Source organism: Mesorhizobium sp. LSJC280B00, from assembly GCF_000502835.1.
Lineage (GTDB): Bacteria > Pseudomonadota > Alphaproteobacteria > Rhizobiales > Rhizobiaceae > Mesorhizobium.
This window is the reverse complement of sequence record NZ_AYVL01000024.1, coordinates 1-19,208: the sequence shown is the minus strand read 5'-3', so window position 1 is coordinate 19,208 and position 19,208 is coordinate 1. Positions and strand designations below refer to the sequence as shown.

At 62.8% G+C, this 19,208-nt stretch carries 18 protein-coding genes and 4 pseudogenes; 10 read left to right on the top strand and 12 right to left on the bottom strand.

The genetic code is table 11. The annotated features are described in order from the left end of the window. Positions 1-286: 286 nt before the first annotated feature. Positions 287-460, bottom strand: coding sequence for a hypothetical protein (locus X773_RS65735; protein WP_245274779.1), 174 nt, complete (start codon positions 458-460; stop codon positions 287-289). 63 nt (positions 461-523) lie between these two features. Between X773_RS65735 and X773_RS65730 the strand changes: the two are divergent. The 9 genes and pseudogenes from X773_RS65730 to X773_RS65695 all read left to right on the top strand — a co-directional run. Further along, positions 524-1,249, top strand: a pseudogene (locus tag X773_RS65730) (NADP-dependent oxidoreductase); the annotation flags it as partial. A gap of 198 nt (positions 1,250-1,447) precedes the next feature. Then, the gene (locus tag X773_RS65725) at positions 1,448-2,152 is read left to right on the top strand and encodes a gamma-glutamylcyclotransferase (RefSeq protein ID WP_245274778.1); all 705 of its coding nucleotides are present in this window, start codon (positions 1,448-1,450) and stop codon (positions 2,150-2,152) included. Positions 2,153-2,195: 43 nt separating this feature from the next. Continuing rightward, the gene (locus tag X773_RS79110) at positions 2,196-2,318 is read left to right on the top strand and encodes a hypothetical protein (protein ID WP_023679140.1); all 123 of its coding nucleotides are present in this window, start codon (positions 2,196-2,198) and stop codon (positions 2,316-2,318) included. A gap of 113 nt (positions 2,319-2,431) precedes the next feature. After that, a complete protein-coding gene (locus X773_RS65720; RefSeq protein WP_023679139.1) occupies positions 2,432-2,614 on the top strand; it encodes a hypothetical protein in 183 nt (60 codons plus the stop codon). Between the two features lie 219 nt (positions 2,615-2,833). After that, positions 2,834-3,766 (top strand): sugar ABC transporter substrate-binding protein, encoded by a 933-nt coding sequence (locus X773_RS65715; RefSeq protein ID WP_023679138.1) that lies wholly within the window; start codon positions 2,834-2,836, stop codon positions 3,764-3,766. Positions 3,767-3,833: 67 nt separating this feature from the next. Continuing rightward, positions 3,834-4,889 carry an ABC transporter permease gene (locus tag X773_RS65710; protein WP_031212446.1) on the top strand — a complete coding sequence of 352 codons (1,056 nt, stop codon included), beginning with the start codon at positions 3,834-3,836 and terminating at the stop codon, positions 4,887-4,889. A gap of 3 nt (positions 4,890-4,892) precedes the next feature. Then, positions 4,893-5,672: an ATP-binding cassette domain-containing protein gene (locus tag X773_RS65705; RefSeq protein ID WP_023679136.1), complete on the top strand. Its 780-nt coding sequence runs from the start codon at positions 4,893-4,895 to the stop codon at positions 5,670-5,672. Beyond that, the gene (locus tag X773_RS65700) at positions 5,669-6,628 is read left to right on the top strand and encodes a cyclase family protein (RefSeq protein ID WP_023679135.1); all 960 of its coding nucleotides are present in this window, start codon (positions 5,669-5,671) and stop codon (positions 6,626-6,628) included. The genes X773_RS65705 and X773_RS65700 overlap by 4 nt, the downstream gene beginning before the upstream one ends. 23 nt (positions 6,629-6,651) lie before the next feature. Then, entirely contained in the window at positions 6,652-8,127 is a 1,476-nt protein-coding gene (locus tag X773_RS65695; protein WP_023679134.1) for an amidase, read from the top strand. A 16-nt stretch (positions 8,128-8,143) separates the two neighbouring features. Here the strand turns inward: X773_RS65695 and X773_RS79370 are convergent, their stop codons facing one another. Together X773_RS79370 and X773_RS65690 are read right to left on the bottom strand one after the other, a co-directional pair. Beyond that, entirely contained in the window at positions 8,144-8,587 is a 444-nt protein-coding gene (locus tag X773_RS79370; protein WP_348625944.1) for an ROK family protein, read from the bottom strand. Then, on the bottom strand, positions 8,515-9,504 hold the full coding sequence (locus X773_RS65690; RefSeq protein ID WP_348625943.1) for an ROK family transcriptional regulator: 990 nt from the start codon (positions 9,502-9,504) through the stop codon (positions 8,515-8,517). Before X773_RS65690 ends, X773_RS79370 begins: the two co-directional genes overlap by 73 nt. Positions 9,505-9,660: 156 nt before the next feature. Here X773_RS65690 and X773_RS0138935 point away from each other — a divergent pair. After that, positions 9,661-9,837 (top strand): annotated as a pseudogene (locus X773_RS0138935) (segregation and condensation protein B); the annotation flags it as partial. Between the two features lie 30 nt (positions 9,838-9,867). On the opposite strand, the gene X773_RS75065 reads toward X773_RS0138935, so the two are convergent. From X773_RS75065 to X773_RS78370, 9 genes and pseudogenes are all read right to left on the bottom strand, one after another. Then, a complete protein-coding gene (locus X773_RS75065; protein WP_023679132.1) occupies positions 9,868-10,026 on the bottom strand; it encodes an RES domain-containing protein in 159 nt (52 codons plus the stop codon). Between the two features lie 14 nt (positions 10,027-10,040). Beyond that, positions 10,041-10,202, bottom strand: a pseudogene (locus tag X773_RS76660) (ISNCY family transposase); the annotation flags it as partial. A 327-nt stretch (positions 10,203-10,529) separates the two neighbouring features. Then, positions 10,530-11,870: an ISNCY family transposase gene (locus tag X773_RS65675; RefSeq protein WP_023679130.1), complete on the bottom strand. Its 1,341-nt coding sequence runs from the start codon at positions 11,868-11,870 to the stop codon at positions 10,530-10,532. A 419-nt stretch (positions 11,871-12,289) separates the two neighbouring features. Beyond that, positions 12,290-13,006, bottom strand: a complete 717-nt coding sequence (locus X773_RS65670; protein WP_023679129.1) for an ABC transporter ATP-binding protein — start codon at positions 13,004-13,006, stop codon at positions 12,290-12,292. After that, positions 13,003-13,743 carry an ABC transporter ATP-binding protein gene (locus X773_RS65665; protein WP_156937422.1) on the bottom strand — a complete coding sequence of 247 codons (741 nt, stop codon included), beginning with the start codon at positions 13,741-13,743 and terminating at the stop codon, positions 13,003-13,005. Before X773_RS65665 ends, X773_RS65670 begins: the two co-directional genes overlap by 4 nt. A gap of 2 nt (positions 13,744-13,745) precedes the next feature. Continuing rightward, entirely contained in the window at positions 13,746-14,732 is a 987-nt protein-coding gene (locus tag X773_RS65660) for a branched-chain amino acid ABC transporter permease (RefSeq protein WP_023679127.1), read from the bottom strand. Between the two features lie 8 nt (positions 14,733-14,740). Then, positions 14,741-15,613 carry a branched-chain amino acid ABC transporter permease gene (locus tag X773_RS65655; RefSeq protein WP_023679126.1) on the bottom strand — a complete coding sequence of 291 codons (873 nt, stop codon included), beginning with the start codon at positions 15,611-15,613 and terminating at the stop codon, positions 14,741-14,743. Positions 15,614-15,778: 165 nt separating this feature from the next. Then, positions 15,779-17,050: an amino acid ABC transporter substrate-binding protein gene (locus tag X773_RS65650; RefSeq protein WP_031212438.1), complete on the bottom strand. Its 1,272-nt coding sequence runs from the start codon at positions 17,048-17,050 to the stop codon at positions 15,779-15,781. Positions 17,051-18,579: 1,529 nt separating this feature from the next. After that, positions 18,580-19,029 (bottom strand): annotated as a pseudogene (locus tag X773_RS78370) (transposase); the annotation flags it as partial. Between the last annotated feature and the right edge of the window lie 179 nt (positions 19,030-19,208).

The window sequence follows — 19,208 nt, the reverse complement described above, 5'->3', positions numbered from 1 at the left end:
ACTTTTGCAGACGGTCCGACGGCAGCTATTGGCGCACCCAAGGCAATGCAGGCTCAACTGTAAAATTGCCGGGAGAATTTAATCGAAGGACTGACTCGGGTGGAAACCGGAAGTTCGACGCGAACCCAACAGAGAGCTCGCCGGCTGTTCACGGCTGCTCTACTCGCTCAGTCCTCGGACAAGCCGGCCAGAGAACTATCCTTCCAGAAGCGACACGGGATCAAGGGACGTCGCCTGGCCGGACGTNCGTGACGCGCAGGAGAGGGCATCTTTGCAAACGCGACGATCACTCCGGCACGCCGGAGATGCCCAGCGCCTCGACATAACGCTCGGCGAACACCTTGTCCCGCCACGGGTTGATCTGTCTCTGCAGGGTGAGCGTGTAGGTCGGGAACGCCTCCATCAGCCGCCGCGCCGCCGCCTGCGCTTCGTCCAGCCGGTTGAGTTTGACCAGCGCCATGATCACCACCCGGTGCGAGGAGCCGTAGTTCGGCATCTCGTGCAGCGCGCGTTCTCCCCTTTCTGGGAAACATTCACTGTCTCAAGCGGCACGGGATTGCGGAAGGTTGACCTGGATGTTGGGTCCATTTCGACGGCCCTCGGCGTCCTCGGAATGCCAGGCCAGACAGCGTATACCGGAATGCTCAATATCGGCCGGCCGAAACAGGGCGAAACACTTGTGGTTGCAGCGGCCAGCGGGTTGGTCGGCTCATTGGTCGGCCAGATCGGGAAATTGCACGGCTGCCGGGTGGTTGGCGTTGCCGGCGGCGCTGAGAAATGCCGCTATGTCAGGGAAGAACTCGGCTTTGACGTCGCGCTGGACCATCATGCTGCCGATCTCGCGGAGCAGTTGCGCTCCGCCTGCCCGGACGGCATCGATATCTATTTCGAGAACGTTGGCGGGCATGTTTGGAATGCCGTGTTTCCGCTTCTCAATGATTTTGCCCGCATCCCCCTCTGTGGCTTGGTTGCCCATTACAGTGATGTAGGACCTCCGGCTGGTCCAGACCGTCTGGTTGCGTTCATGAGAGCAGTGCTGACGAAGCGATGGACGGTCCAAGGCTTTATCGTTTCTGATTTCGGCGCGCAGATCGACGACTTCCGCAGGGACGTTTCGGCCTGGCTCCAAGCGGGGAAGGTCAAATATCGTGAGGACATTGTCGAGGGACTCGCGAACGCGCCGATGGCCTTCATCGGTCTTCTCAAGGGCCGCAATTTCGGCAAGCTGTTGGTCAGGGTTTCACAGTGAGTAGAAAAGCGTCTCCCAAACCTAGATTGCCGAAACCACATGGAATCGTTCGAGGGCGAATATGCGGGGCGCTTTGCTGTCATCGGTGAGGGGGCAAAGACTCATTCACGCCGTGCATCGGTTCGTATCTTGCAACGCCCGTAGTATCTGCCAAGGATACGCGATCCTGATCCGATGGAGCACGGGATGCCGAGCCAAATGAGAAAGCTGACCTTGACCGCGGACCACGTCGCGCGGGTCCACAAGGTCGTTCAGGACCAGGGTTTGACGCCAGGTGCCGAGCTACACACCGATGCCGACTACGACAGCTGGGTCGAGCAAATGATCCGAACTCATCCGGCCCCGAAAGCACCGACCCGCCTGTTCGCCTACGGCTCCTTGATCTGGAAGCCGGAGATCGAGCATATCGGTGAGCAGGTAGGCCTCGCTCGTGGGTGGCATCGCGCTTTCTGCTTTCGCATGACCCGTTTTCGGGGCACGCCGGAGCAGCCAGGCCTTATGATGGCCCTCGATCGTGGGGGGCAATGCAGCGGCGTCCTGTACGACCTGCCAAAGGACAACCTCGAACGCCAATTCGGCAAACTCTTTCGACGCGAATTCACCTACAAGCCGGCCAACAGCATGCCCCGGTGGATCACGGTGGCGACCGCTTCCGGGCCAATCTCGGCCTTGGCCTTTGTGATGAACCGCGCGTCACCTCTCTATGCCGATCGTCAGTCGCTTGAAGCCGTTGCCGATGTCCTGGCCCTGGCCTGCGGTCATTGGGGAAGCGGGGCCGAATACCTGTTCAACACGGTTTCTCACCTCGAAGCCAAAGGCATACATGACAGCAGCCTCTGGCGGCTTCAACGCCTTGTGGCGGAGTTGATAGAGCGAAACCCGGCGGAGCGGAACGTTCTTTGAGCCGACGGAGCGGTCGCTTCAAGCATCCGCAGTTGGCGCGAACATGACCTCCAGCATTGTCACCCGCGATGTCCGCTTCCGGGCGGAGGCTGAAGAGACTGCCACCGCACTTTTCAACCTCGCCAAGGAACACCTCGAACAGCTCAAGGCGAGGCCATCGACTTAAGCCTAGCTGTGCGTGTTTCGACATTTCGACGTCGCGGTGTCGGATTATTTGCATGCAAACCAGTTTTACGACGCTATCCTCCCATCCTCAACGGAAGATTCTGGGAGGAATGCATGGCTGCGCATGAGCAACATGCCGTTGAAATCATTAGGGACAAAGAGTGGTCGGTTCGCGTGACGGTCAACGGCACCACCACCACGGTCCCTTTTACATCTGAGAGCTACGCGCGTTCGTTCGCAGACGGTCAGGCGTTCCGACTGGGCGTTCAGGTCGCGGAGATCAAGAAGGCGGCCTAGCTGCGCGCTTGCCCCAAGAGCCCCACAGCGATTGAACCTCGAGTGACCAAAGCCGGTTGAAATTAGCCGTTGCGCGGCATAAGAGCTTGTGCCTATAGTTAGTACGTGGCTCGCACGAACAAACAGACTGACTGTGACGACCTGTAGATGGCGCCCAAGCTGGGCTGCTGCGCGGTCTGGAGGTGAGCCGGAACACTCGGTCAACAGGGGATACGCACAGTGAACCGCTTTCAGAAACTCTCGACCGCAGCGCTCGTCGCAGCATCCTTCACGTCGACCGCCCTCGCCACGAATGACAAGCTGACGATCGGCATCGTCACCTTCTCGACATCCGACGTCGACACAAACCAGATGGTCGACACGATGAGCCAGGAAGCCAAGTCTAAGGGCTGGTCGGTGGAAACGCTCAATGCCAATGGCGATCCTTCGCAAGCGATCACCAGCATCAAGCAGCTGGCAACCAAGAAGGTGGACGCCATCATCGTCACGGTCTTCGATTCGACGGGCCTGGCGGCCGGGCTCCAGGCGGCGGCGGACGCAAAGATCCCCGTGCTTTCGGCCGGCGGCGGCATGGCAGACGGGATCGCGCTATCTGCAAGTACCGGTGCTGCGCAACCGCTGATCGACTTGATGCTGAAGGACATCGGCAAGTCCGGAACTGTACTCGACCTCACCTACCATCCCGGCATTCCGTGCCGCGAACGAGCCGACGCCTTCGATGCGGCGGTCAAGGCAAATCCGGGGCTCAAGGCGACCTCGCACGAGATCAGCATCCCGGGTGCTGCCGAATCGTCGCAGGCCGCGACCAGCGCCTGGCTTGCAGCCAATGCCAACGCCAAGGCGCCGTTCGCCATCTTCAACTGCTATGACGACAACGCTATGGGCGCGATCGCGGCGCTGAAGCAGAACGGCCGCAGCGACGTGAAGGTCTATTCGTTCAACGCCACGGCGCCCGCTGTCCAGGCTGTCAAGGACGGGACGATGACCGCCACGCTCGGTGTCGATCTGACTTCGGCAGGCAAAATGCTAGTCGATCAGATTCCCGACATCCTGGCAGCCGGCGACCAGTGGAAGCCCAAATCCTTCGTGCCAGGCTATACGCTCGTTACCAAAGAGAACGTCGACAAGTTCATCAAGGACAATCCGCAGTAAGCTCTCCTGATTGTGGGTCTGGGCCGGACTTGCCTGGCCGGGCCGGAGTGCTGTCATGAGAGCCGCCATGTCCGCTGATCATTCCCTGCCCGAAACCCACGCTCCGGCAGAGGCGCCCCGCATCCTGCCGTCAACGCAGACCGGCTATGCCTCGCCCAATGCCCGACAGCGGCGCGCGTTGCTCATGCGCCTGCTTGGAACCTACGGCACCATCATCGTGCTGGCGTCGATGCTGGGGATCTTCTCGGTGCTGGAGCCGGGGACCTTCGCAACCATCGGCAATTTTCGCAACATCGTAAACGACATGGCGATCGGCACCATTGTCGCGGCCGGCCTCACCGTGCCCCTCGTCGCCGGTGATTTCGACCTCAGTATCGGCTATGTCGCGAGTTTCTGCGGGCTTCTCGTGGTCGGGCTGTTGAGCAGCAGTGGCTTGCCGATCCTACCCGCCATCTTCCTTGTCGTCGGCCTCGGAACGGTCATCGGCATTGTCAACGGCATTGTCGTTTCGAAGATCGGGGTGAACGCCTTCATTGCCACGCTTGGCACGGGCACCATCGTCGTCGGGCTGAACTACGCCTATTCGGGCGGAATTCCGCTGCAGCTCACCCAGTCGCGCGAATTCACCAATATCGCGATCGGCCGGATTGCCGGAGTGCCGCACCTCGTCATCATCATGGCCGTCGTGCTTGCGTTGCTGTGGGTGATCCTCAACCGAACAGTGCAGGGCCAACACATCAAGGCCATCGGCGTCAGCCCGGAATCAGCGCGCCGCGCCGGCGTCGCCGTCGATCGCAGCCGCATCGTTGCCTTCGCCATCGCCAGCACCTGTGCTGCTATCGGTGGCGTGCTGATGGCCTCCAATCTCGGCTCCGGCCAGGTGACGGCGGGTGACAGCTTCATGCTGACGTCGTTTTCGGCCGCCTTCCTCGGTTCGGCGGCGCTGCGAGAGGGTCAGTTCCATATCCTCGGCACCTTGATCGGCGTGCTGACGGTCGCCGTCGGCAACAATGGGCTGGCCATGATCGGCGCGCCGATCTTCACGCAGTTCCTGTTCACCGGCTGCCTTCTCGTCGTCGCCGTAGCGCTCGGCGGTATTGGCCGCCGCTATGCGAGGGGATAGGCCATGGCGCAGAAGATGCTGCTCAGCCTGCGCCGGATCTGCCGCAGCTTTGGCGGCATCCAGGCACTCGATGACGTTTCGCTGGACATCGCCAGGGGCGACATACTCGGCCTCGTTGGCGACAATGGTGCCGGCAAGTCGACGCTGATCAAAATCCTGGCCGGCGCGCATGACCCAACTTCCGGCGACGTGATCCTCGAAGGGCGGCCGCAAAAGTTGTCGCCGCCGTCCGAAGCGCAACGCCTCGGCATCGAGACGGTCTATCAGGACCTGTCGCTGATCGGCACGTTCACTGCCGCCGAAAACTTCTTTCTCGGCCGCGAGATTGCGCTTGGCCGCGGCCCGGCGCTGCTGCGCTGGATCCGCCGCAAATCGATGGGCGACATCGCGATGCGCGGCCTCGAGGAACTGCACATCGAGATCCCCGGGGTGCGCAGCAAACCGGTGGATCGCATGTCCGGCGGCCAGCGCCAATTGGTGGCGATCGCGCGCGGTGCCTTTTGGGGCCACAAGCTGCTGCTGCTCGACGAGCCCACCGCGGCGCTCGGCGTACGCGAATCCCGTGAGGTGCTCGACCTCATCAAACGACTCGGCGCCCAGGGGCTGACGATCGTCATGGTCACCCACAATCTCGATCATCTCTGGCAGGTGTGCAACCGCGTGGTGGTGATGCGTAGGGGCCGCAAGGTCGCCGATCTCGCAAGTTCCGGCACCGACATGGAGGACGTCGTCGCTTATATCACCGGCGCCAGGCAGCCGGCGACCGCGCAGGCGGAAGCATGAGCGCGACTGAAACGATGACGCTGCGCCGGCTGCTGGGCAATGCGCCGAGCCGCTGGGGGCATTGGGGTGCCGACGACGAGATCGGAGCGCTCAACTATCTGACCGCCGACGAGGTCAAGCGCGGCCTGGCGTCGGTGCGGGACGGCCGCACCTTCACCCTCGGCGTGCCGGTCGGGACCTCTGAGGGCGATGCCGTCTTTCCCGGCCGCTGGCCGGCGAAGCATTTCATGGTCGCCGACAAGGCCGGCTTCGAGAACGGCCACTGGCAACCGCTTGCCGGCGGCCTCGAATTCGCAGACGACTATGTCACCGGCTTCGCACAGGCCGGCACGCATTGCGACGCGCTCGGCCACATGTGGTTCGACGACACGCTTTGGAACGGCTTCGCGGCAAGCAGTACCAATGGCGGCATGACCAAGGCCAGCATCATGCCGATCGCGGAGCGCGGGATCGTCGGACGCGGCGTGCTGCTCGACATCGCCCGGTTCCGCGGCAAACCGGCCCTTGAGCGCGCTGAAACATTCACGCATCGCGACCTCATGGAATGCGCCCGGGCCCAAGCGGTCGATATCCTGCCGCGCAGCATCCTTCTCGTTCGCACCGGCTGGGTCGGCGCACTGGCGGCGGGAAGCCAGCGCGTCGGCGATGGATATTGGGAACCCGGACTGACCTTCAGCCTCGACCTCGTGCGCTGGTTCGACGAGATGCAGATCCCCTGTCTGGTTACCGACACGCTGGCCAACGAGACAACCTACGAGCCCGAGACCGGGTTGATGCTGGTGCTGCACGCTGCGCTGATGCGCAATCTGGGCGTGGCGTTCACCGAAATGGCATCGCTCGACCTGCTGGCCGCCGACTGTGCCTCGGACCGCCGCTACGAAGGCTTCTACTGCGCCAGTCCGGTCAAAGTGAGCAAGGGCACCGGCGGCGCGGCAAATCCAGTGTTCATCAAATAGCACCCAACAAGGTGGAACGGCTTATGACTTCTGCAGACGACCAGATCTGTTTCCTGCCGGCCACGGAACTGGCCCAGCGCATCCGGCGCCGCGACCTGTCGCCGGTTGAAGTAACCGAGGCCTATCTGCGCCGCATCGAGGCGCGCAACCCGGTGGTCAACGCCTATACGCTGGTTCTCGGCGACCAGGCGATGGAAGCTGCGCGGGCCGCCGAAAAGGCCGTGATGGCAGGCGGTCCGCTTGGACCGCTGCATGGCGTCCCTGTCGGCATCAAGGACCTCGACGATATGGCCGGCGTGCCGACCTCGATGGGGTCGTGGGCGGTGCACGACCGGGTGCCCAAAACAAGTGCTGTGGCGGTCGAGCGCCTGCTCGACGCAGGCGCCATCGTGCTCGGCAAGACCAACACGCCGGAGTTCGGCCATAAAGGTATCACCGACAATCTGCGCTTCGGGCCGACCAGCACGCCCTTCGCGATCGGCTACAATTCCGGCGGCTCGTCCGGCGGCAGTGCGGCAGCGGTCGGCGACGGCATGGCGGCCCTGGCGCAAGGCACGGACGGCGGCGGTTCGGTCCGCATTCCCGCCTCGTTCAGCGGCACCGTCGGCTTCAAGCCCTCTTTCGGCCGCATTCCTTCGGTGACTCGCCCCGACGCCTTCTTGTGGGGACATCCTCTGGTCCATATCGGACCGCTGACCCGCACCGTTGCGGACGCCGCGCTGATGACCAAGATCATGGCCGGGCCTCACAACCGCGACCCGTTCTGCTTGCCGGATGACGGCGTTGACTATGTCGGCGCCGTTGCCGGGCGGACGCCGAAACTGCGCGTCGCCTACAGCCCGCGACTGGGCAATTTTCCGGTCGAAGCCGGGGTCGCCACCGTCGTTGCCCGGGCCGTCGATGTCATGCGAGCACATGGCATTGAGGTCGATGAGGCCGAGCTCGATTTCAGGGCCGATCACAACGAACTGGCGGCGCTTTGGGTGCGCACGATCTCGATCCACTATGCTGCCATCGCCGTGTACTGGAAACAGGAGGGCATCGACCTGATGGGCAAGCACGCCAAGGTGCTCACCCCGCAGTTCCTCGCCATGCTGGAGGGCGCCTACAAGGTGTCCGCCGTCGACCATGCGCTCGACGATCTTTTGCGCACCGGCGTCCATGACGGCCTCGAGGATGTATTCGAAACCCATGACCTGATCGTCTCGCCGACGCTGGCCGTTCCGCCCGTCAAGAATGCCCCCGACGGCAACACGATCGGGCCGACATCGATCAATGGCGAGGCGGTCGATCCGCTGATCGGCTGGTGCATGACCTATCCGATCAACTATACCGGCCATCCGGCGATTTCGGTTCCGGCCGGCCTGACGGCGCAGGGCCTGCCGGTCGGCCTGCAGATCATCGGGCGGCGGCACGCCGACGAAGCCGTTCTGGCGATGGCGGCTCAGTTCGAGCGTATGCAGCCCTGGTTCCAGAGCTATCCGGGGCTCGCTGGATAGTTGGATGTCGGAACACTTAGATCGGAAGCTGCAGCAGCTCGGAAATCACCAGACCGGCTGCGCCTAGGAGGGCGGCCCGGTCACCTGCATCGCCGGCAATGAATTCGATCGCGCCGCCGGGTCGTGACGGAACCATGGCGCGGACATGCTCCGCGATTGCGCCGAGCAGGCAATCGCCGCCGAGCACGACATCGCCATGCATGATGAAAATGTTGGGCGCCACCGTCTGCTGCAGATTGGCGATGCCGACGGCGACGTTGCGGGCATAGCGGTCGAGCAGCTCCGCCGCTCCCGGCAGCCGCCGCGCCGCCATGTCGACAAGGCGGGCCGAGTCGATCAGGTCTGGCTCGGGCAGAGCCGCGCGGGCGGCCTCGCGCCGGAGCCAGCTCAAGGTGGCAATGGTGTCCCAGCAGCCGCGCCTGCCACAGCGGCAGGGNGGGCGGCCTCGCGCGGGAGCCAGCTCAAGGTGGCAATGGTGTCCCAGCAGCCGCGCCTGCCACAGCGGCAGGGCTCGCCGTCGAGCTGCACGAAAGTGTGTCCGAGTTCGCCGCCTGCGCCTGCCGTGCCACGATAGAGGTGCCCGTCGAAATAGAGTGCGCCGCCCAGCACCTCGCCCGTGTAGACGACCGCGAATTGCCTGACGCCGCGCCCGGCGCCGAACCAGCGGTCGCCGACCAGCAAGGCGCGCGGATGATGGTCGAGCTTGACCGGCAGGCCGAAGCGTCGCCCGAGATCGTCGGCGAGCGGGTAGCGGTCGAGCGCCGGCGCGAGATTGACAGCGACGATCGACCCGCGATCGGTGTCAACCATGCCGCCGACGCCAACACCGATCCCGAGAGGCGTGCGCCGCGCCCTGGAGAGAGTGTCGCCGACGCATTCGGCGATCGCCTCGATGATTGGCCGGACCGGCCCCCTGCCGTCCGGCAGGGCCATCTTGCGTTCCGATTCGATCTTGCCGTCGAGCGTCGCCACGCAGGCATGCACGGCATCCGGCATCAGCAGCACACCGCAGATCGGACGGGCATTGGGCGAGAACCACAGCGGCCGGGCCGGCTTGCCGCCGCCCGGACTGGGAGGAACCGGGTCGCTCTCGACCAGCACCTGATCGTCGATCAGCGGCTGCACGATTCCGGAAATGGTGGTGCGGTTGACCCCGGCCAGGCGGGCCAGTTCAGCCCTGCTCGTCGGCCCAAGATCGAACAGGGCCTGCAGCACACGGCCGCGATTGGTCGAGCCGACCATCGAGGACGACAGCAGCGCCTTGCGCCGGCGCGAAACCCGCTCCGCGCCGGACGCATCGCCGGGCGGCGTGAACAGAGCGCTGCGTCCGCCATTCGGGCGCCCATCGTCGGTATCGTCCATCGTCGGGTTTTTCATAAGGGGCATCCTGCCAGCTCTTCTAACCCAGGACCTTACCGGTTTCGAGCACTTTGTGCGAGCAGGCAACAAACTCGTGCATTACCAGGACAAGATGCGTCGCAAATGTTCAAAGACACGCCAGCTCGGCGTCTCCTGACTAATTGGTGTCACAATAAGTTCCTGACCCACTTCGGCTTTGACACGTTGCGCGACCTGCCGGATTTCGAGGCACTCGAGGACGCTGGCCTGCTGTCCAAGGACAAGCTGCTCGCCGGCGATATTCCGGTTGGCCAGACGAGCGGGGAGCGTGATGATGAGGTGGACATCGTCGCTGAAGGCGAGATGCCATGAGCAGACAGGTCTCTTCGACTCTCGGCAATCTCACGTCCAGGATGACCGATCGCGTGGCAATCGGTGATCGGGATCATGGACTTCAACCACATCGCCTTCGACAAGATTGGCTGGAAAGATCACCAGATTCGTCCCGCCGGCATGACGCAGCGACGGAAACAAAATACCGCGAAGCCCCTTGATGATCACCTGGTCTGCGAGCTTCCGGTGGCCTTGACGTCGACCCGCACCAAATCGCGCGCCACCAAGCCAAGCAGGTCGCGATGCTCATCCAGCCATTGCGACATCGCCTTCAACTCGCGACCGATCTCGTGCGTGGCGAAAAGATCGAATATGCTGGCTTGGACGGTGCGTTCTTGGCGCATTGTCGGCTCCGGCGGTGGCAGGGCTTTGGAATCAGTCGCATGATCCAAGATACCTGAAACCGCCGGCCTTGCTCGCGCAAAGCCGCGATTCATTCAACAGAATCAACCGTTTGCCGTTGATGGACGGGAACTAGCTAGTTTCCGTCCATAAACGCCCATTTTGGTGAGCGTTTACGGAGGTTTGCCGCAGGAAGGACGTCGTTTGCGGTACCGGGCCGACGCGAAGTCCAATGGATCGCGCCAGAAAGAACTCGCCGGACGGAAGTTAGTCATGGCTATGGAGCCGGCGCCTGCCGGCGGGCTGCTGATCCGCGCAATAGCTCGACGTCAGGTCGGTTTGAGACGTGCGAAGAGGACGAGATTGTAGGCCACGACCGAGGACCAGACGTAGCTCTTGAAGTGATCAAGACCGCGCCAGGTGCAGCGCGCCAAGCCGTAAGCGCGCTTGAGGCACGAGATGTCGGCCTCGATGCCGGCACGGAAGTTGCGCAGCTTGCGGTAAACCCAATTGCTTCTAACCATGTCCTCAATCCTGAGGCCGGCTTTCTTGTGGAATGCCATGTCGCGAACGCCCAAGGTCTTCGCTGTAGCCAGATTGTCGCGACTGGCAAAGCCGCCGTCGGCCGCCGCCTGCCGCGGCGCCCGGCCCCAGATACCGACGTGGCGCTCCAGCATCGGCAGCAATCGATCGCTGTCGCGCGGATTGCCCGCCTCGATCACCAGATCGAGGATCATGCCGCTCCTGCCGGTTGTCAGGTTGAGTTTGTGGCCGTATTCGGTGTCGCGGCTGCCTTTGACGATGATATCGGCATGGGACTCGAACAGGCTGACCAGCTTGTCGCTGGCTGGCACCAAGTCCCCGGCCAACACCCGCCGCTCGCTCTGTCTGATGATGCGTTCGATCAGCGGCCGATGGTGACGAACCTGGGCCTGCCACAGTGTGATGAGCTGAGTGCTCGCCACAGCCAATCGTTCCGTCGCCTGCTTCAGATAGGCCAAGGTCGCGCAGGCGATCGCGATCAGTTCACGGTAGAGTTGGATGCGGTTGGGTGGGCCGCGTGTGAACTGGATCTTGCGGGCGCGTTTCTTGGCCGCGCGGCAATGATCCCGCCATTCCAAGCCGGCGCCACCGGCCAAGGCATCAGCCTGCTTCAACAGGCGCACCATGACCCGCACAGCGTCCCACAGCAGGCTCCTGTCGCTCGGTTCGTGCATGAGTGCCGAGGTCACAGTGCTGTCCAGCCGCACGACCGCACCGTCTTCCAGTTTTACCTGCCGGGCATTCGACAGCAGCGCCCGATTGATCTCTTCCCAGGTCTCGGGTCGGATCGCGCTGATCGTCTTTTGCAGCACCGACTTCTGCGGGTTCCAGGACCACGGCAGGCGGGCAAAGGCGCGAAACGAGGCTGAGTCCTCGAGGTGGAATGCCAGTTCCTGATAGCTCAGTTGCCGGTATTGCTTGAGAAGCGCACAGCGCAACACCGCTTCGGCAGGTAGGCCTTGCCGTCCGGTGGCCCTGACGCTGCTCCGAACCAGGTCTCGCGTCACCAAGCCAAGCAGATTGTGGTGCTCGTCCAGCCACTGCGACATCGCCTTCAGTTCGTGGCAGATCTCGTGCGTGGCAAAAAGATCGAATATGCTGGCTTGGACGGTGCGTTCTTGGCGCATTGTCGGCTCCGGCGGTTGCAGATTGTGCTTTGGAATCAGTGGCATGAGACCAAAGTGTACCTGAAACCGCCGGGCCTTGCCTGCGCAAAACTCCGATTCACCAACAATATCAATATGTTGGCGTTTGTGGACGGAAACTAGCTAGCACTTTTTCACGATGATTTCGCCCGGCGTCGCTGACCAGACTGGCAAGCCACGGACGCTGGGATCGTCGAACGTCGGCATGCAAAAGGAAAAAGACAGGACGTTGGTGGTTTCAGGTTTTGCGATGGTTTCGAGGTGCGAGAAGTCGGCTCGAGCATTGGCGCGCAGAGCGGCTACCTCGCTGCCCCTTGCGTCCGGGCGTCTATAAGTAATCTCTAGTAAACGAGCTGAATGATTAGGATTGCGACCGCAAGAGCAGAACTGCAAATGCCCTCTCACGCTCCACCCATATAGATATCCATGATCTGCCGATCGTCGCGCACATCCTGAGGCTTTCCCTCGAAGCGCCTTTCGCCGGCCGCCAGGATGTAAAGCTTGTCTGCCATCGGCATCGCCTCACGGATATTCTGCTCCACCATCACGATGCCGATGCCGTGCGCGGTGAGGCTGCCAATGCGCTCGAGCGTCTCGATGACCATGGCCGGCGATAATCCGGCGGAAGGCTCGTCGAGCAGAATGAAGCGCGGTTCCGAGACCAGCGCTCGCCCCAGCCCAAGCATTGCCTGCTCGCCGCCAGAAAGCGAACCGGCCGCGGTTCGCCGTCGCCGCGCCAAAGAAGGATATTGCTCGATCACCGCCTCGATGCGCTGTTCGACTAGCCGGCTGTCCGCGATGGCGTAGCCCCCCATGCGCAAATTCTCCATCACTGTGAGGCGCGGAAACACACCGCCGCCCTGCGGCATCAGCACCAGCCCCTGGCGCACCACCTCATGGACGGCAAGGTTGGAGAGCGTTGCATCGCCCAGGCTGGCCGTGCCGCTCCACACCGGCAGCGCGCCGGCAATCGCCTTTAGCAGGGTCGACTTGCCACAGCCGTTCGGTCCGAAGATGCAGGTGATCTTACCAGCCTCCGCGCTTAGTGAAACGCCATGGACGATCTCCTGCTTGCCGTAGCCGGTGACGATGTTTTCGGCGGTGAGGGTGGTGCTCATTGCGGCCGCCCCAGATAGGTCTGCATAACTTCCGAATTGCGAACGATGTCGTTAAAAGAGCCGCTGGCCACGACGCGCCCTGCATCCATGACGATGATGCGATCGCACACGTTGCGTACCATCTCCATGTCGTGCTCGATGACCAGGAAGGTGATGCCGTGTTCGCGCAGCCGCGCGATGGCCTCTAGGATGATCTTGCGGATGTTGGGATGCACGCCCGCCGTCACCTCGTCGAGCAAAATGAGCGTGGCCTGGCGCATGATGACGCGCCCGAACTCCAGCAGCTTCTGCTGGCCGCCCGAAAGGTCCGAAGCGCGATTGTCGGCGACATGGTCCAGCGTGAGCAGCGCCAGCGTTTCGGCTGCCCGATCACGGGCGCCCTGCCAATGGCCCTCGGCCGCTGCCGCTAGCAGGTTTTCGGTGACGCTCATATTGTCGAACATGGCCGGAATCTGGAAGGTGCGCGCAAGCCCCAGCCGCGCGATCGCGTGAGCCTTTCGGCCGCCAATTTCGTGACCGTCGAAGCGGATCTGGCCACGATCCGGCGCCACCGTGCCCGACACCAGGCTGAACAGAGTCGACTTGCCGGACCCGTTGGGCCCAATCAGGCCGGCGATCTCGCGCCGACCGACCTCCAGAGACACACCGTTGACAGCCTTGATGCCGCCGAAATGGCGGTAGAGTTCGCGCACGACGAGGATAGGGTCGCCGGCCCCGGCCGTTTTGCCCTCGACCACGCTCAATTGGGCCCTCCTTGGCCGTCGCCGACAACCTTGCCGACCGCCTTGTCCAGCACGGCGCCGGACTTGGCCCCGTCCCGCGAAAACAGACCGGCGATGCCGTTCGGCATGAACAGCACCACCAACACGATGGCCGCGCCCAATATGGCGATATAGAAGGCGGTGTCGCCCCAGTACATCCAGATCACGCGGTTGACGACGAACAGCCCTACACCGCCCAGTGCCGGCCCCCACAGGCTGCCTAACCCGCCCAGCAGCACCATTACCACCATCTGGTCGGTGATGTCGCCGCCGAAGACGCTTTTCGGATTGATGAAGGTGACCCAGTAGGCGAAGATCGCGCCGAACACCGAAGCGGTGACGGCGCTGAGTACGAAGGTTTGCAGCTTGACCAGCGACGTGTTGATACCGATTGCCTCGGCAGCCGGCTCGTGGTCGCGCAGCGCCTTGACCTTCAGCCCGAAACGCGACCGCTCGAACAGCGCCCAGGTGATAAGGTAGGTCAGCGCAGCCGCGCCGAACATGGCGAAGTAGAAGAAGCGCTCGTCGAGAAAGGGCGGCAGCCCAATTCCGCCAATGCCGCCGGTGAAGTCCATCACCGAGGTGAACTGGATGAGCACCTCGGCGAAGGCCCAGGTGGCTATAGCGAAATAGGCGCCGCGCAGGCGAAGTGTCGGCGCGCCGATCATGATGGCAAACAGCGCCGTCACCACGATACCGGCCGGGACGGTGGCAAAGAAGGGCCAGGCGAGTTTGTCGCCCATCAGCAGCGCCGTGACATAGGCGCCGAGCCCGAAGAAAGCCGAATGGCCGAAATTGATGTAGCCGGCATAGCCGCCGAGCATGTTCCAGGAGCAGGCCAGCCCCGCCCACATCAGCGCGCCGGTGGCGATGCGCAGCCAGTAGTTGTTGACCAGCATCGGCAGGAGCGCCAGCACAATGATCACCCCAATCAGCAGGAGGAGGCCGGTCCGGCGTTGCTTCATGTCCGGCCTCACAGGCCGTGTCGCAGGATCCCGCTCGGGGACAGGAGCAGGACGAGGAACAGCGTGGCGAAGATCGCCAGCAGCGAATAGCTCGACCCGACATAGGTCGCGACGAAGGCTTCGATGACGCCGAGCAGCAAGGCGGCGACAAGGGCACCGCCGACGGAGCCCAACCCGGCAAGCACAGCCACGAAGAACGCGAACAGCGTATAGCGCAGGCCGACCTCCGGATTGACTGAAAAAATTGCACCCATCAGCACGCCGGCCATGGCGGTGATGCCTGCGTAGAGCCCGTACACATTGGCGCTGAGGCGGCGAATGTTGACGCCCATCAGCGCAGCGTTCTGCCGGTTTTCGGCCGTCGCTCGGATGGCCAACCCATAGCGGGTGCGGTAGAGGAACAGGAACAGCCCGCCGGCGATGGCGATGGCGAACACCGCCGCCGCCACGCGGATCAGCGGCACCGTCACCGGCCCGACGGCAAGGCTCTCGCCGCTCAACGCCGTCGGAACGCTGTGGGTATTGAAGCCCCACGCGGTCAGCATGCCGCCGCGTAGCAGCGTGAACAGGCCGAAGGTCAGTGCCAGCGCCATCAATTCCGGCCGCGCCGTGCGGCTGTTGCGGACATTGTAGAGGATCGGCCCAATCAGATAGCCAATGGCGCCGAACAGCACGAATGCCACGGGGATCGCCAGGAATCCGTCTACGCCCAGTCCGGCGGCCATGTAGTACCCGAGATAGCCACCCAGTACGACCCAGCCGCCCACAGCGAAATCGATGACGTGCAGCACGCCGAAAGCGAGCTGGAATCCGATCGTAAAGGTGGCGATGACGCCGCCGATCAGAAGGCCGTTCAGCAAGGTCTGTAGGAAAAGATCCAAGGCGGGAACCATCCGTCAGTCAGCCAAACCAAAAAAACGCGGGGTGCCGCGGCAAGGCGGCCGCACTCTAGGCATGGTCCGTTATTTTCTGAGCACGCGCAACCGTCGTCGTTCCCCCAGACAGGGTGATGGCGATGAGGCTGCCCACCCCCTGTCCGAAGCCGCTTATTTCCAGGCCGGCAGCGGGTAGGTGAGGTTTGCCGACGCGGCCTCCTTCGGGCCCACCGCCACCGTCTTGCCGCTCTGAATCTGGATCAGCACCGGAACCGGTTGGACGTTGTCATGGTAGTGGTTGCCTTCCTTCTCGAACTTGATCGGCCCATAGAAGGTCTGGATGTCTGTCTCCGCGATCGCGTCCTTCAGCGCCACCCTGTCTTCGGGCGTTAGTGCCGGCTTCTTGCCGAGTCGCTTGACGGCATCGCCGAAAACGAGCCCGCTGGCCGCGCAGGCCGCTTCGGTGTAGTCGGGCTCGTGCCCGGACTTCTTTTGCGCCATCTCGGCAAACTCCCTTGCGGTGCCGAAGACGTCGTCCTTGTACGGAACCGATGGCAGCCACACCGAGACGCCGCAGGTGCCGTCGGCGTCCGCGGCCAGCGCCTCGGCGAAGGCCGGGTCGGTGACGCCGTAGTGCATTATCAGCGCCTTGGGCCGGAAGTTTAGCGACTTCGAGGTCTTGACGACATTGATCAGCGGCTCCTCATGGCCGCCGACGGCGACGATGTCGGGATTGAGCGCTGCGATCTTAGAGATAACTGGGGTTAGGTCGCCCGAGGCGGGCACCAATTCGTAGGCGACGACTTCCAGCCCGGCCTCCTTGGCTCCGTCGCGGAAACCTTCGCCGGTTTCCTTCGAGAAAGGCTCGTTGACCCCGATCACCGCAATCGTCTTGGCCGTGGGGTTGGACAGTTTCGCCAGCACGGCCAGCGACTTACCGGCAGTGGTGTCTACGGCCGGGATGATGCCGAAGTTGAATTCCGGCTTGGCCTTCCAGACGTTCGGCGATTCCGCGGAGCCGGAAATCATCGGCACCTGATACTTCTGGCAGATCGGCTGCACGGCGATGGTCGAGCCGCTGGTGTAGGGGCCGAACAGCACGTCCACCTCGTTCTGCACGATTAGGCGCTCGGCGGCGTCGGCGCCGGTCGCCGGGTTGCTCTGGTCGTCACCGTAGAACATGTCGACCTTGAAACGCTCGCCGGCGACCTCGACGCCCCCCTTGGCATTGATGGCCGCCGCCCACAGGTCGTAACCGCGCTTGGTCAGGTTGCCGCCGAGGATGTTCTCGCCCGACAGCGAGGTAATAACGCCGGCCTTGTAGGTCGCCACCTGCGCGTGTGCCGTTCGCACGAACGGCATTCCCAACGGACCGGCCGCGAAGGCGACAGCGCTGCCGCCGAGGACCCAGCGACGCGAAAAACCTTTGCTGTTCGTGGACATCATTCAACTCCCTTTGCCCGGCTATGAGATTTGGAAACCGACCATATTCTTGTTCCTACCACTATATGCCCTTTGTGCGGATAAGGAAGATTTCGCTGCCGTCCTCGGCTCACGGCGGCGCAGGCGGCGATGAAAGCCATCTGGAATGACGATGGCTCCCGCTCGGTAGCCCTATGTTGATGACTATTGCAAACTCGCCAGCTGATTGCTCATCGGCTTGATTAATGCCAGCGCGGGCCGGCGCTTCCCCAATGCCGCGCCGCTCGCCGTCAACTGCAGAAAGGGGACAGTCGTCATCACGACAGGTCAGCTCGTCGCTGCTCGACTCCGCGATCGAGAGGAGAAACGCCGGAAGTGGCGGCTTAGCTCAAGCCAGGATGGAGCGACCCGGCGCCCGCAGGTCAAATCCTGCTGTCGCAACGATTAGGAGGGCCCGAGGACGAATATGGCCAGCAGGGCAACAAAAGGGTGATCGCGATGCCCCACAGGAGAGTGCTTTGGCATTGTCCAGAACTGGCAGTTTGGCGCAGGTTCCAGACGGCCGACTGGACGCGTGAGCGAGCATCCAAGAATCTGCCAAAGGGGCCGACCACGCACTGAATCCAGGCCGGGGATCATGGTCCCCGTGGAGCATCCTCTCAGGGGCGAAGAAGACTTCCGCCATGCCTCACTGCAGGATTTCTGAGATGACGAGTATCCCGCCGTTTCGATCTGACGAGTTCAAGCAGCTCAGCCTCATCCGCGTCAGCCTCCTGCAAGGCGACCAAAATTTCCAGGGCTAGGTGCTCGGCGTCCAAGGATGAGCGGGCGATATGCTGGTCGCTGCATATCTGGTCGAAAATCCGCTGGCAAAGATCGACGTCGGAAGGATATGGGCCGGCGCGTTTGAAAGGCATTTTGAAAGGGCCATTGGGCTGGCTAAGTCAACGGCGTGTAAGAAGCGGACATTCGCGATGATCGTCACGCCCCAACCGGCTACGGACACTCGTCCCACTGGCGTTGGTAGACGCAAACTGGCACCGCGCGTATCGTTTCTCACGATCCGCGACACAGGGGTACAGCCCGACCAGACCCCAAGCCCCCGTGCTTGGTGCAACGCTCGATCGAACCGTCGCGCTTCGGAGCGCGGCGGGTTTTATCTTGAGCACTCGTTCTAGTCGCGAGACTTTTGCTGCCATAGTGTCAGCCTTGGACCTTGCAATAGTGCCGCCGGGGACGTCGTCGACGAGATCAATCAGCTTGCCGTAGCATTCGGCCACGCCGCGGTCGCTGCAACCGACATGCACAACTATCTTGCAAATGGCGCCGACAGCCGAGGTTCTACTGCCTGTTCATCGCTGCACGCTCTTCACGGTCGGAATCTGTACCCGTTCATGCAACCTCGGGCCCTACCTTCGCGTTGAGCCGCCCAACGCGGAGAGCGACAACAATGCCGGCGTCTACCTTGATCGCAACGCCACGGTAGTCAAGACGATAGCTGACGCCGCGAAAGCGCTGGAACAACCATGGCCATACATGGGCAGGCAAGGGACGTTGTGGAGGCGTTTCATCAGGAAGTGGGTGGCGCCCATGCGGGCCTTGATCGTGCCGAAGGGATGCTCGACCGTCTCGCGCCTTGTCCGCATGGCGTCGGGATTGGCGTCGAGCCGGCGCTGGATCTCCTCCACGACATGCTCGCGCTCCCATCGGGTGATCCGGCGCTCCTTGGACGGCGTGCATTGCCGCTTGATCGGGCAGGCCGCGCAAGCTGCGGTCGACCAGCAGCGACGCAGCGTCATGCCATTCTCGACGTTGCTGTAGTGGTAGGTCAGCAACGCTCCGGACGGGCAGCGATAGACATCCTGATCAGGTAGATAGGCGAAGTCCTGCTTGCCGAACCGTCCGTCGGCCTTCGCGCCGGCTGTTCACAGCTGCTCTACGCGCTCACCTCGGACAAGCCGGCCAGAGAACTATCCTTCCAGAAGCGACACGGGATCAAGGGACGTCGCCTGGCCGGACGTGACGCGCAGGAGAGGGCATCTTTGCAAACGCGACGATCACTCCGGCACGCCGGAGATGCCCAGCGCCTCGACGTAACGCTCGGCGAACACCTTGTCCCGCCACGGGTTGATCTGTCTCTGCAGGGTGAGCGTGTAGGTCGGGAACGCCTCCATCAGCC